This is a genomic window from Mycolicibacterium wolinskyi, from assembly GCF_002101965.1.
GTDB classification, from domain to species: Bacteria; Actinomycetota; Actinomycetes; order Mycobacteriales; family Mycobacteriaceae; genus Mycobacterium; species Mycobacterium wolinskyi.
The window spans coordinates 75071-87348 of record NZ_LQQA01000031.1 but is presented as its reverse complement, the minus strand read 5'-3'; the positions used below and the strand labels follow the sequence as shown (position 1 = coordinate 87348).

The 12278-nt window shown below is 66.4% G+C and carries 12 protein-coding genes; 4 read left to right on the top strand and 8 right to left on the bottom strand.

What is annotated here, in order from left to right; genetic code table 11:
• Positions 1–90 precede the first annotated feature (90 nt).
• A complete protein-coding gene (locus AWC31_RS37555; RefSeq protein ID WP_165766067.1) occupies positions 91–447 on the top strand; it encodes a lysophospholipid acyltransferase family protein in 357 nt (118 codons plus the stop codon).
• 277 nt (positions 448–724) lie between these two features.
• Here AWC31_RS37555 and AWC31_RS27910 read toward each other — a convergent pair whose 3' ends face one another.
• The 5 genes from AWC31_RS27910 to AWC31_RS27890 form a co-directional block, all read right to left on the bottom strand.
• A complete protein-coding gene (locus tag AWC31_RS27910; RefSeq protein WP_207626447.1) occupies positions 725–1828 on the bottom strand; it encodes a cytochrome P450 in 1104 nt (367 codons plus the stop codon).
• Positions 1829–1922: 94 nt separating this feature from the next.
• Positions 1923–3503, bottom strand: coding sequence for a bifunctional 3-(3-hydroxy-phenyl)propionate/3-hydroxycinnamic acid hydroxylase MhpA (mhpA, locus tag AWC31_RS27905; protein ID WP_085147500.1), 1581 nt, complete (start codon positions 3501–3503; stop codon positions 1923–1925).
• Complete coding sequence (locus AWC31_RS27900) at positions 3500–5386, bottom strand: acyl-CoA synthetase (protein ID WP_085147498.1); 1887 nt, start codon at positions 5384–5386, stop codon at positions 3500–3502. Before AWC31_RS27900 ends, mhpA begins: the two co-directional genes overlap by 4 nt.
• Positions 5383–6321 carry a fumarylacetoacetate hydrolase family protein gene (locus tag AWC31_RS27895; RefSeq protein WP_085147496.1) on the bottom strand — a complete coding sequence of 313 codons (939 nt, stop codon included), beginning with the start codon at positions 6319–6321 and terminating at the stop codon, positions 5383–5385. Before AWC31_RS27895 ends, AWC31_RS27900 begins: the two co-directional genes overlap by 4 nt.
• Positions 6318–7439 (bottom strand): VOC family protein, encoded by a 1122-nt coding sequence (locus tag AWC31_RS27890; RefSeq protein ID WP_085147494.1) that lies wholly within the window; start codon positions 7437–7439, stop codon positions 6318–6320. Before AWC31_RS27890 ends, AWC31_RS27895 begins: the two co-directional genes overlap by 4 nt.
• Positions 7440–7571: 132 nt before the next feature.
• Between AWC31_RS27890 and AWC31_RS27885 the strand changes: the two genes are divergently transcribed.
• Positions 7572–8276 carry a TetR/AcrR family transcriptional regulator gene (locus tag AWC31_RS27885; protein WP_085147492.1) on the top strand — a complete coding sequence of 235 codons (705 nt, stop codon included), beginning with the start codon at positions 7572–7574 and terminating at the stop codon, positions 8274–8276.
• Positions 8277–8375: 99 nt separating this feature from the next.
• On the opposite strand, the gene AWC31_RS27880 is transcribed toward AWC31_RS27885, so the two are convergent.
• Positions 8376–8843, bottom strand: coding sequence for an ArsI/CadI family heavy metal resistance metalloenzyme (locus AWC31_RS27880; protein WP_085147490.1), 468 nt, complete (start codon positions 8841–8843; stop codon positions 8376–8378).
• A gap of 98 nt (positions 8844–8941) precedes the next feature.
• Here AWC31_RS27880 and AWC31_RS27875 point away from each other — a divergent pair, with 98 nt between their 5' ends.
• On the top strand, positions 8942–9301 hold the full coding sequence (locus AWC31_RS27875) for an Rv2640c family ArsR-like transcriptional regulator (RefSeq protein WP_085147488.1): 360 nt from the start codon (positions 8942–8944) through the stop codon (positions 9299–9301).
• Here AWC31_RS27875 and menE read toward each other — a convergent pair.
• Both menE and AWC31_RS27865 read right to left on the bottom strand, forming a co-directional pair.
• Positions 9298–10389: an o-succinylbenzoate--CoA ligase gene (gene menE, locus AWC31_RS27870; RefSeq protein WP_165766071.1), complete on the bottom strand. Its 1092-nt coding sequence runs from the start codon at positions 10387–10389 to the stop codon at positions 9298–9300. The genes AWC31_RS27875 and menE overlap by 4 nt on opposite strands.
• A 35-nt stretch (positions 10390–10424) precedes the next feature.
• The gene (locus AWC31_RS27865; protein ID WP_085147484.1) at positions 10425–10745 is read right to left on the bottom strand and encodes a DUF3349 domain-containing protein; all 321 of its coding nucleotides are present in this window, start codon (positions 10743–10745) and stop codon (positions 10425–10427) included.
• Positions 10746–11021: 276 nt separating this feature from the next.
• Here AWC31_RS27865 and AWC31_RS27860 point away from each other — a divergent pair, with 276 nt between their 5' ends.
• Entirely contained in the window at positions 11022–12263 is a 1242-nt protein-coding gene (locus AWC31_RS27860) for an inorganic phosphate transporter (protein ID WP_085147482.1), read from the top strand.
• The last annotated feature ends 15 nt before the right edge of the window (positions 12264–12278 follow it).

The following is a 12278-nucleotide window of genomic DNA, read 5'->3' as shown; positions in this document are numbered from 1 at the left end:
TGGATCTCATCGCTTCCCGCGTGCCGTGGTTGTCCACGGCGATGATCCTGGACGAGGGAGCGATCTGGGAAGCGGTGCTCGACCCGATTGGTGCCCGACCTCGGGGAGATCGTGTGGATCGTCGACATGAACCTGCAGTCCCTGGACCGCGTCGCGCCCTGGGTCATCGATCTCAACGTTGGGGCCTTGGTCGAGGCGCGCCAGGCCGCGGGCATCACACGGCCAACCACAGCGATGCTGCATCAGATCGCGTGGACGCTCGGCGCCGGATCGCTTGTCGAGAGATTTGGTGGCACGCCGGGCGGCCGAACGGCTGCCGACGCAGCCTTCGAAGCCGGTCACAATGTTCTCGTCTTCCCGGGCGGTGACGTGGACGACCATCGTGTCGATCGTCACTGCCGGGGCCGGAGAGTCGCTGGTGATGCTCAGCGACGGTCAGGCCGCTGACGGGCGCTTCGATTGCCGAAGTTGTTGCGCGTCAAGGACCTTACTGTGAGCGTGTCCATTCCCTGCGGCCGGAACTTCGGCGTGGTCGGCCTGCTGCCTTATACCACTGCCCACCAAGCTCGTCACAGCGGTGATGCCGGAGATCATGCCTGATGCCGATGAGTCCGCAGATGACCTCGCTGTGCGCGTTCGAGACGCGATGCAGACTCGGCTCGACGCCTTGACAGCGGGACGCACACCCCTCCTCGGGTGAACGGACCGGTGTTTACGCGTGACCTCATGCGGCAGGAATGAGCCGTACCGGTAGGTGCTCGTGGCGGTGAATGACGTTGTTGACGGCCCACGTCGGCTCGGCAGCGATCTCGATGCGGTCGACGCGTTCGATGAGCGCCTGCAGCATCGCGGTGGTCTCCAACCGGGCCAGCCCTTGGCCGGCGCAGGCGTGTGCGCCGCTGCCGAACCCGACGTGGCGTCCGGCGTTGTTGCGGATGTCGAAGACGTCGGGGGCGTCCCATTCCCGTTCGTCACGGTTGGCAGAGGCGTACATCACCAGTACCCGCGCCCCCGCGGGAAGCTGCGTACCGCCGATCTCGGTCTCTTGAAGCACCTTTCGGGTGAAGGCCCGAAGTGGTGACTCGAATCGCACGATCTCGTTGACAGCGTTGGACAACAGGGCGGGCTCTTCTTTGAGAAGGTGCCATTGTTCGGGATGGGTGGCGAACAGGTAGAGAGCACTGGAGATGGCGCTGATCGTCGTGTCGAGCGACGGGGCGATGTAGTCGATGAGCAGGGGCGGCACGTCCTCGGCGGCCAGCCCGTCCTCGTCGACGGCGGTGAGTAGTTCGTGAGCCATGCTCCCCGGCAGCACGTTGCGCTCGCGGACCACACGGCGCGCGAAGCGCAGCATGTGCAGGCTGCGCGGCACCGCCTTGAGTGCTTGCCAATTCGCGGGGCCGAGAATGTCGAAGGTTGCTGCCGCCCAATTGAGTAGGTGGGCGCGCTCATCGCGGGGCCAGCCCACCAGATCAGGGACAACGGCCAGCGGAAGTGCGGTGGCGAGATCGGCGACCGCGTCCACAGTTCCTCGGCGCACGGCGTCGTCGACGAGGGACCGGGCCTGTGTATCGACATCGTCGCCGAGGCTGCGCAGAGAGCGCGGCATCAAGCGATGCGCGACGAGCTTGCGCCGCCGGTCGTGATCGGCCCCGTCACTGTTGAGGGTGGTGCCGCGCGATAGTCGGTTTGTCAGAGGATTGGCCGCAACTCCATGTCCGGAGAGGTACCGTCCGTCGTCACGCAGGGTCGCCTTGCATTCGGCGTAGCGCGGCAGGGCGTAGAGGCGGTGGCGGGCCAGCCACACCACAGGCCCCAGCTCACGCATCGCTCGATAGTGGGGGTAGGGATCGAGTATGGCTGCGCGAGTGTAAATGTCCGGCCGGTACGCCGGAACAGCGGCGGGATGACGAAACACGTGGTCAGTCCTTTTGGGATTGGGCAGCAGTGGTCCGCGCCGGAGATTGTTCCGGCAAGAAATGTGGAAGCGCCCGGCACACTGCGGTGACATCGCGCCCCGCCATCAGCACGGTGCGGTCGGGTCTTACCACTGCCGCTGTCTTCTGATGACTCTCGAGCCAGCGGGCCAGCTCGGATCCTGGTGCCACGCGCACCGTCCGCGCGCCACGGGCCGTCACCATCTCCTGCTGCGTCGCGGTCAGCGTCGCCGTGATCACGCCGAAGCCGACGCCCAGCTCGTCATCAAGGCGAACCCCGTTGTCGAGCAATGCGTTCGGACACAGGTGGCCGGCAATGCCACGTGTGCACAGGGTGCGCTGCACCAGCGTCGAGGGCCGCAGGGGCGGAGTCTGCGAATCGGTGATCTTCGCGCGCAGTCCTGGTATCAGGTGCAGCCGGGGCAGTACGAGCGACCTCACAGCCGTCCCGACCCGGCCACCAGAAGTCATGGCGCGCCCCACGTTGAGCGCCAGCGAGATCATGTGACGAGCGTGCGGGCGGCGTTCGTCTTCGTAGCTGTCGAGTGTGGCGGGCGGCAATTCACCGCGGTGAACTCCGGTGATCTTCCAGGCCAGGTTCATCGCGTCGCGAAGTCCAGCACCCATGCCCTGGCCGATGAACGGCGGGGTCAGATGGGCGGCATCGCCGAGCAGAAAGACGTTGCCACGGCGCCAGTGGTCGGCGATCTGGGCGCGGAAGGTGTACTCGGCGACGCGGATCACCCGCAGGTCGGCGTCCTCGATGCCCCGCGTCCACGGAGCGATCAGCCTTTGCAGTGCGGGCAGGGCGGCGTAGTCGTCGACCGATTCGTGGTCGAGGAGCTGAAACTCCCACCGGTAGCGGGTGGGGCCGATCCGCATGTACGTTCCGGCGCGATCACCGTCACAGACCTGATGCACACCGTCCCACTGGTTCAACTCGGCGTCGGTGGCAATGTCGATCACCAGCCAGCGCTGATCGAACTTCAGGTTGCGCATCCTGGCACCGATCGCCGTGCGCACCATGCTGTTGGCGCCGTCGCAGCCCAGCACGTAGTCCGCGGTGATCAGCGACTCGAGGCCGCTCATGCGGTTGCGGACTCGCAGACGCAGCGGATTGCCCGCGCCGTTGGAGGTGACGTTCAGGACCTCGACGTCACCCCGGAACTCGGCATTTGGGTAGCGGCGGAGATTCTGCCGGAGTAGTTCCTCGAGTTCAGGTTGATCGAACATGCTTGCCGCCGGAAAGCCGTTGCTCGTGGGCGACGTATCTCGCTGAAACTCAGCCAGTACGGCCAGATTTCGGTCGACCAGGCGCAGGCCACGGGCCGGGCGGGAGATGTCGGCGAACTCCTGCGCGACGCCGAGGCGGCCCAGGATCCGGTACACCTCGTCGTCGAGGTGTACCGCCCGCGGCTGCGGATAGACGTGCGGCCACCGGTCCAACACAAGGCTGTCGACACCGTATTGGGCCAGCAGGGTCGCTGCCGCGATCCCGGTGGGCCCGCCCCCGACCACGGCAACCGAAACGTGTTCGGCGGGTGTCTTATTCGTTGGGGGTGTCATTGCTGGTGAATCTCGTAGTTCACCGCGAACGACTTCACCACCCGTTCCACGGCGGTGCGGTCGGCTGCCTGGCCGAGGGTGAGCACGACGACAGGCCCTCCGGCACTGACCTGGCCGACGATCTGCAGCACTCCGGGTTGGTCGGCGAGCGCGTCGGTGAGCGCGTGTTGAGCGGCGGTGGCCCGCAGCGGCACCTTGTGGGGCTTGCCGACGTCGGTCATGGGTATCGCGTCGATGATGGTGACCGTCTTGGGGGTGGCGGCGCGTTCGCTGATCCGCTCGCCCACGAAGGCGGTCAAGCCGTCACCGGTGACGGTCGCGCCGGGCCGCACCGTGACGAATCCGACTGGCACTTCGCCCGAATGGACGTCTGGTCGCGCGACTGCTGCGGCCGCAGTGACGTCGGGATGAGCGAGCAGCGCATCCTCGATCAGAACGGGGTCGATGTTGTGGCCGCCGCGGATGATGAGGTCTTTGGCTATGCCCGCCAGGTAGATGAAACCGTCGTCGTCGACGCGGGCCAGATCGCCGGTGTCGAGCCAGCTTTCGCGCAGTGCGTCACGGCCGTCGAGTACGTAGCCGTCGTCGGTGCGGGCGGTGACATAGCCGGGGAAGACGGTGGGACCGCCGATCGCCAGCGTCCCGACCTGACCTGACGACAGGTCCCGCCAGGCACCGTCGTCGCCGACCTCGACTGTCCTGACCTTCTGGTACGGCATGCGCTGTCCGACCGAGCCGGGGCGCGGGTGCTCGGGGAAGCTACGGGCGCTGGCGCAAGTCGCCTCGGTGAGCCCGTAGCCTTCGACCAGACTCACGCCGGTGGCGTCGCGAAAGTCCTGGCGCACGGTGTCCGGCAGCGCCGAAGCACCTGACACCGCGGAGCTGAGACTCGAGATGTCGGCGTCGACGGGAATTCGGGCGAGCACCGCGTACACGGTCGGCACGGCGCTCATCGCCGCCAGCCGATAGTGCTCCACGATCTTCCAGAAGTTCTGGTACAAGCCCACGTCGCGGTATCCCAGCGGTCCTGCCCACACGACGGGCTGGCCTCGAAGCAGTGGGGCCAACAGGGTGACGATCAAGGCGTTGACGTGAAACAGCGGCAGCGCGGCGAAGACCACAGCATCCTCGTCGAGGTCAGCGCTGACCGCGACCATCCACGCGTCGGCGACTTCGTTGCCGTGGGTGTGCGCGGCCAGTTTCGGCGTGCCGGTGGTGCCGCCGGTGTGGAACAGGGCGGCCAGGTCCGCTGATTCAGCCTGCCCACCGTCGAGTGGTTCGGCGTCGTGCTCAGCGGCCAAGACCGACAGGTAGGCCACCGTGACGCCTGGCAGATCCGGCAGTGGGCCCGGTGTGCCGTCAGCCGGCGTGGGACGCAGCAACAACACCGTGTCGATCATTCCCGCGCCGGCGAGGTCGGCGGCGCGTTCCATACCGGCGGGGTCGAGCTCGGGGTCGGCGGTGATCAGCACCCGGGCACCCGAGAGCCGAGCCAGTTCGGCGACGTGGTCGCCGGACAGCGACCCGTTGATCGGCTCCGCGATGCCGGCGGCCTGCGCAGCGAGGGTGGCCGTGATCAGCTCATCGCAGTTTGGGCTGATCAGCAGCACTGCGTCGCGTCGGCTGATACCACAGTGTCGCAACGCTTTTGCCGCACGTGTCACATCGGCGGCAAGTTCGCCGAACGTCCGGCGCGAGCTTCTCGCATAGTCGATTCCGTCGGGCAGGACGGTGACAGCCGTGCGGTCAGGCCACAACCGCCCTGCGCGCAGGACGATGTCGTAGGTGCACGCGGGCAGTCCGCGACGTTCCAGCGGGACATCTTCGATGGCAGTGATGTCCTGCGGCGATCGAGCGGCAGGCCACAGCATGTCGGCGCTCATCCGTGCCGCACCGTCAACCGCTGGGCGCCCAGGTCGAGGGCGCCGTCGTCGGTGGCGATGGAGGCCTCGACGACATCGCCGTGCTGCAGGTACTTCGGGTTTTTGGCCTGCCGTGAGATGAACGCCTTCCACTTGACCACGGGCGGCAGCAGGTTGCCGATCATCTCGATCGGTTTGGGTGGGGCGGTCAGCGCGGTGCCTGCCGGGGTCCCCGTGAGGATGAGGTCGCCCGCGGCCAGCTCTTGGAAGCGCGTCAGAGACTGCAGGGCTTGTAGCGGGCGGTACAACATGTCACCGTCAACGAGGGCGTTCTGACGCTCGTCGCCGCTGACGCTCAGCCGCAGCCGCAGGTCACCGAAACGGGCGAGTTCAGCGGCATCGACGAGCACTAGCGCGGGTCCTACCGGGGTGAAGGTCGGATAGGACTTAGCCTCGTAGAACTGGGTTTGCGGTAGCTGAATGTCGCGGGCCGACACGTCGTTGGTGATGGTCAGGCCCGCGATGTAATCGGCAAGGTTGGCATCGGTGATTCTGGTGCCCACCGGGACGTCGCGTCCGATGACCAGCCCGATTTCGATCTCGTAGTCCAGCAGGCCCACGTGCGCGGGCCGAACGATCTCATCGAAGGGTCCGCTGATCGAGGCCGACGACTTCCGAAAGAACGTCAGCGGCATCGTCTTCGGGTCCATCCCGGAATCGCGGACGTGTGATTCGAAGTTGGTCATCTGAGCGACCACGCGGCACGGAGCGGTGACTGGCGACAGCAGCGTCAGCTCCTCGACCGCGACGGAGCCCTCGGACTCCGCAGCGGCCTCGACGGCCGCACGGTCGGCGAGGAGCTCGCCGGTGCTGGTGGCGGTGGTGGCGATCTTGGTGGCGCCGGTGCGGGTCTGGACCCACCAGCCATCGGTCGTACGCAGAACGGAAATGGTCATCGGGTAGCAACTTTCAGTAAGCCGACGAGGCGGTCGAGGTCGAATTCGTTGTTGTCGCGCAGGGCGCTGAGCATCGAGGTCACTTGGTGTCGTGCTGCCCGCGGTGTTGCGTCGAGAAAGTCCTTGGTCACCGGGGGGCCCCACTGTGCAAGGCCCGATGCGGTGAACGGGGCCCAGCCGGGCTCGACGGTGTTGTCGAACATGTCACCGTCGGCGAAATGCTCCACCAGGAACCCGTCAGGATCGCGCCAGTAGTCGAACAACTGGCTGCCCTGGATGTGGCGACCGATACCCCAGGACCGGAAATAGCCGCGCTCACTGAGGTATTCGCCACCGGCTGCCAGCGCGTCGAGGTCGCTGACCTCATAAGCGGAGTGAACGTAACGGTTGGTCGGCCCAAGTGCCAGGGCGAGGGTGTGGTGGTCGGCCGGAGTGGTGCCGCGGTCGCACCGGATGAAGCTCATTGCAGGTCCGCGGTCACGCTGCCCGGGAAAGAAGAGGAAGTCACTTACGATCATCCCGAACGTTTCCAGATACCAGTTCAGCGTCCGCAAGTACGTGGTGGACTGCAGCACCACATGACCCAGCCGCTGCACGCGGGCGGGTACCCGCGGTGGTCGCACTGTGGCGTTGATCCGCGAATCGGCGATTCCGGTGTTGCGCACCTGCGGTGTCTGTTCAGTTTGGGCGGGCAGAGTGTGCAGGCCGGCGACGACTTTGACCGCAATGCCGCTGGGATCGGTCAACCGAACCGCCGTTCCCCCTATCGATTCGGGGAGCGGCTGCAACCGAGCACCGGTCTTGTCGGCCAGGCGCAGCAGGTCGACCTCGTCGGCGGCGCGCAACGCGAGTCCGGTGAAGCGGCTGTGCTGACCACGCCGCAGGATCACGCAGGGCGAACCGGCAGTGGTCCCGCGCAGATGCAGCTCCTGCGGGTCACGCAGAGCGACGCCGAAACCGAACGCACGGGCGAACGCCTCCGCGCGGACAAGGTCGGGTTTGTCGAACTCCAGCCACGCGATGTCGGCGACCCGAATGATCGGATCCCGCGCCCGGCCGGAATGTTCACCGGCCAATGCGCCGCGTTCGCTGTGCAAATACCGGTGCCCATCGGACATGGGCGTCACAGCCTGCGCCACAACTCTGCCTCCTCAATCGCAACCTGAGGAAATCGTCACATACGACTCAATCGTCAGTCAAGGCAATCTGACGAAATCATCAGCACTGACTTGAACTGGTATCTTCGGTCCATGGACGTGCCTGAGCGCGACCCCGAAACGCCCGATGCCCCGGTCAACCGCCTGCAAAAACGGAAGCTGAAGACCCGCAGCGCCCTGATCCGCGCGGCTCAACGCTTCATCGCTGAAGGCAGGCTCAACGTCCCGATCCTGGACATCACCCAGGCGGCCGACGTCGGAATGGGGTCCTTCTACAACCACTTCTCCAGCAAGGAGGAGTTGTTCGACGCGGCCGTCGCCGACGCCCTCGACAATCTCGGTGCCCTGCTGGACGGTTTCACCGGATCAATGGAAGATCCTGCCGAGGCCTTCGCCGTCAACTTCCGTCTGACTGGACGCCTTTTCCGCTCCCGCCCCGAAGAAGCTGCGCTCCTGCTCGCCAACGGCGGCTCGCTCATCTTGTCCGACCGTGGCTTGTCTCCGAGGGCCCTCCGCGACATCGCCGCCGCGATCGAACGACACCGCTTCACCATCGCCGACGCCGAACTCGGCCTTGCCATCGCCGGGGGCATGCTCGTCGGCCTCACTACGCTTCTCCGCGAACGTCCGCAACGCGATACGGACGCCACCGTCGACGAAGTGACCGAGAGGTTGCTGCGCACACTGGGTATGACTCCGCATCAGGCGAGGGCGATGTGCCGAAAACCGCTGCCCGACATCTCAGCGCTGCATGACCCACCCGCCGACTGGCCGACCCCCATGTCGCCGGACGCATAATCTCCGCGCAATGTGGTAAGCAAGCGACGCGGCCTGCCTGCGTCAAGCGTAACGTGTTGTACCGCTTCAGTATTCTTCACGGTGCCGTCGGGCACCGGCTCAGCAGCAGGACGCGGAACTCGACTTGGCGGCAGCAGTACCGCCGCAACACGCGCCGCCATCGGCTGACTCATCGAGGTGAGAAGGGCTCGTGCCGAAAGTGTCGGAGTCGGCGAGCACGGTGTAGACCTCCCATTTCTCGCCGGCCGGGCCCGCCACCCACACCTTGTCCTGGGTGGCGAAGCAACACGTGGTGCCGATCTCCTCGTCGGTGAACAGCCCTTCGTCGGTCAGCCGGGCGATCTCGGCGTGCACCTGCTCGCTGGACTCGACTTCGACGCCGAGGTGGTTGATCGTGCCGCCGTTGCCGGGGTTCTCGAGCAGCACCAGCTTCAGCGGCGGCTCGGCGACGGCGAAGTTGGCGTAGCCCGGCTTCACCTTGTTCGGGGTCGTGTTGAACAGCTTGGAGTAGAAGGCGATTGCCTCGTCGAGGTCATCGACATTGAGGGCGAGCTGGACGCGGGACATGGCGGACCTCCGGGCTGATGAGACATATATCGAATTCGGTGTCGAGCCCAGACTGCCACCTTTTTGATATATGTCAAGAAAGCTGGCAGGATGGATGCATGCCGAAAGCGTTGCCCGTGATCGACATGTCCGCCCCGGTGTGTTGCGCGCCGGTGGCTGCGGGCCCGATCAGCGATGAGGACGCCCTTCACGTCGCGATGCGGCTGAAGGCGATCGCCGATCCGGTTCGGGTGAAGATCATGTCCTACCTGTTCAGCTCGGCTGCCGCGGAGGAGACCAGCGGCGACCTGGCGGCGGTGCTCGGCCTGAGTGAATCGACCGTCAGCCACCACCTCGGCCAGCTCCGCAAGGCCGGGCTGGTCATCTCGGATCGCCGCGGCATGAACGTCTTCCACCGGGCTCGGCCGGAGGCCTTGCAAGCGCTGTGCGTGGTGCTCGACCCGAATTGCTGCACTTAACCGAATCGTGCGGTGAGCGCGCGGCGGTCGAGCTTGCCGATGCCCCGGCGGGGAAGCTCGTCGACGACGTGGATCTCGCGCGGCGCGGCCGTGGCGTCCAGGGTGTGTGCCACGTGGGCGCGTAGGTCTGCGAGTTCGGGCGGTTCGGTGCCGGCGGTCAACACCAGCGCGGCGACGACGCGCTGCCCCAGCCGCTCGTCGGCCACGCCGAACACCGCACATTCCGCGATCGCGGGGTGGGTGGCCAGAGCCGATTCCACCAGCTGCGGAAGGACGGTGAGACCGCCCGTGCTGATTGCGTCGTCGACGCGGCCCAGCACGCGCAACACCCCTGAATCATCCACGGCACCAAGGTCATCAGTGCGAAACCAGCCAGGTTCGGCGAATGGATCGGGGGCGACGGGGTTGCGGTAACCCTTGGCGATCGTCGCACCGCCCAGCACGATCCGGGAATCCTCCAACCGCACGGCGACGCCCTCGAGCGGCACGCCGTCGTACACGCAGCCGCCCGCGGTCTCACTCATCCCGTAGGTGCGCACCACCGTCACTCCGGCGGCCGCGGCGCGCTCGGCCACACCGGCGGGCATCGGCCCTCCGCCGATCAGCACCGCATCGAGTTCGGCCAATGCCGCGCAGGCCGCCGGGTCGCGCAGGGCCTTGTCGAGCTGCACCGCGACCAATGAGGCGTACCGGCGCCCGGTTCCCAATGCCGCTACCGCCGAGGGCAATTCGGCGGGGTCGAATGCGGGGGAAACGGTGACGGGACTGCTGCCCGCGACGACGCTGCGCACCAGGACCTGAAGCCCCGCCACGTGGTAGGCGGGTAGCGCCAGTAGCCATCGGCCCGGCCCGCCGAGGCGCCGGTGGGTGGCTTCGGCGCTGGCGATCAACGCCCCGCGCGTGAGCAGCGCCCCTTTGGGCGCGCCGGTGGTACCCGACGTCGACACCACCACGGCGACATCGTCGTCGATCGGCTCGTCGATGCGTAAAGCCGTTGTCAACAGCGAAGTTTGACGTTCGTCGTCGGCGGGAACCGGAAGGATCGCCGATCCGCGGCCGGCGAGCAGATCGGCGAGGTCGGGCAACAGCGAGTCGCCCGTGACGGGGACCGGGCGCAGGAGGGCTATCGCTGGCCTCCGGCCTGGCTCTCGCCCTCGTCGGGGCGCGGATCGTCCAGCGGCCAGCCTTGCGCGGCCAGGCGCTCGCGCACCCGCTCGATGTCCTCGTCGCGGGGAAGCTCATCGGTGATCTCGGTGATCAGCACACCGATGTCGATGTGGTCGAACTGCCCGCGATCGATGAGGTCCTGTGCGACGGCTTTCACTTCGTCATTGGTGAGACGCCGGGTCAGCAGGGCGAGCAACGGCACCCGGTCGGGGCCGGGTACGCCTTCCGGGTAGCCGGCATTGAGCCAGGCCGCAATTTTGGCCAGAAATGCGTTCACTCGAAAACTCCTGGTGTAGAAGCGCGGGGAGCGGTCATATCGATGTGCCTGGAGCACCGCAGACTGCATAGATCGTAATGCCCGCCGCGAGTGGGGCTCACAGCCAACTCCCAGGCTTTAGCCGTGGCCGCGCACAACTCGGGCGAACATGCGAAATCAGATGGATGAACACTGGATGAACACATGCCCTGGTCAGCTAAATCGCCTGGTCAGAGGCCTCATTTAGACAAGCTTCCGGCTAGTCAAAAATGCATCGATGGCCCCAAAATTAGCGCCATGAGCGCAGAGCTGATCATTCTGGTGTTGCTGATAGCAACAGCATTGGCCTTCGATTTCACCAACGGCTTTCACGACACCGGAAACGCGATGGCGACGTCGATCGCCACCGGTGCGCTGAAGCCCAAAACCGCCGTGATCCTGGCGGGCATCCTGAATCTCGTCGGCGCCTTTCTCTCGGTCGAGGTCGCGGTGACGGTGACCACGTCGGTCCTCAAGATCCAGGACAGCAAGACGGGGTCGCTCGTATCCGGCATCGACGCCTCCACGGGGCTGACGATCATCTTCGCCGGCCTGATCGGCGGCATCCTCTGGAACCTGCTGACCTGGCTCTTCGGCATCCCGTCCAGCTCGTCGCACGCGCTCTTCGGCGGGCTGATCGGCGCGGGCCTGGCCGCGATCGGTCTCGCCGGTGTCAACTGGTCGGGCGTCGTCCAGAAGGTGCTCATCCCGGCGGTCGCCGCGCCGTTCATCGCCTGCCTGGTGGCGGCGTGCGGCACCTGGCTGGTCTACCGCATCACCCGCAACGTGCTGAAGAAGCGTCGTGAGGAAGGCTTCCGCTGGGGCCAGATCGCCACCGCCTCACTGGTCGCGCTGTCGCACGGCACCAACGACGCACAGAAGACCATGGGCGTCATCGCGCTCGCGCTCATCACCACCGGGCACCTGACCGGTGACGTGAAGGAGAACGGCCTGCCGTTCTGGATCATCGCGTCCTGCGCGTTGGCCATCGGCCTCGGCACCTACATCGGCGGCTGGCGCGTCATCCGCACCCTGGGCAAGGGCCTGGTCGAGATCGAGTCCCCGCAGGGCCTCGCCGCCGAGGCCTCCTCGGCCGCGATCATCCTGAGCTCCAGCGCCGCCGGTATGGCGTTGTCGACCACCCACGTCGCCACCGGTTCGATCCTCGGCAGCGGTGTCGGCAAGCCCGGCGCCGAGGTGCGCTGGGCCGTGGCCGGACGCATGGCGATGGCCTGGCTGATCACGCTGCCCGCCGCCGGGCTCGTCGGGGCGCTGTCGTTCTGGCTGTCCCACGGCGTCGAGTCGATCACCGGTGCTGCGCTCGCCGGCGACGGCCTGATCTTCCTGATCCTGGTCGGACTCTCGTTCTACATGTGGTGGCGCGCCCAGCAGCAGAAGGTCGACCACAAGAACGTCAACGCCGATTGGGACGACACCACCAACTCGGTCGTGCCCGCAGATGTCCGCGAGGCCACCAAGGCCGACAAAGCCGCCGTCTAGATCACCCCGACACAA

What these genes read in the sequence shown, in the direction of transcription:
- AWC31_RS27885 (WP_085147492.1), top strand. Translation starts at nt 7,572, where the DNA reads ATGGACGTGCCTGAGCGCGACCCCGAAACGCCCGATGCCCCGGTCAAC.
- AWC31_RS27875 (WP_085147488.1), top strand. Translation starts at nt 8,942, where the DNA reads ATGCCGAAAGCGTTGCCCGTGATCGACATGTCCGCCCCGGTGTGTTGC.
- AWC31_RS27895 (WP_085147496.1), bottom strand. Translation starts at nt 6,321, where the DNA reads ATGACCATTTCCGTTCTGCGTACGACCGATGGCTGGTGGGTCCAGACC.
- AWC31_RS27890 (WP_085147494.1), bottom strand. Translation starts at nt 7,439, where the DNA reads ATGTCCGATGGGCACCGGTATTTGCACAGCGAACGCGGCGCATTGGCC.
- AWC31_RS27910 (WP_207626447.1), bottom strand. Translation starts at nt 1,828, where the DNA reads ATGCGTGAGCTGGGGCCTGTGGTGTGGCTGGCCCGCCACCGCCTCTAC.
- AWC31_RS27880 (WP_085147490.1), bottom strand. Translation starts at nt 8,843, where the DNA reads ATGTCCCGCGTCCAGCTCGCCCTCAATGTCGATGACCTCGACGAGGCA.
- mhpA (WP_085147500.1), bottom strand. Translation starts at nt 3,503, where the DNA reads ATGACACCCCCAACGAATAAGACACCCGCCGAACACGTTTCGGTTGCC.
- AWC31_RS27900 (WP_085147498.1), bottom strand. Translation starts at nt 5,386, where the DNA reads ATGAGCGCCGACATGCTGTGGCCTGCCGCTCGATCGCCGCAGGACATC.
- AWC31_RS27860 (WP_085147482.1), top strand. Translation starts at nt 11,022, where the DNA reads ATGAGCGCAGAGCTGATCATTCTGGTGTTGCTGATAGCAACAGCATTG.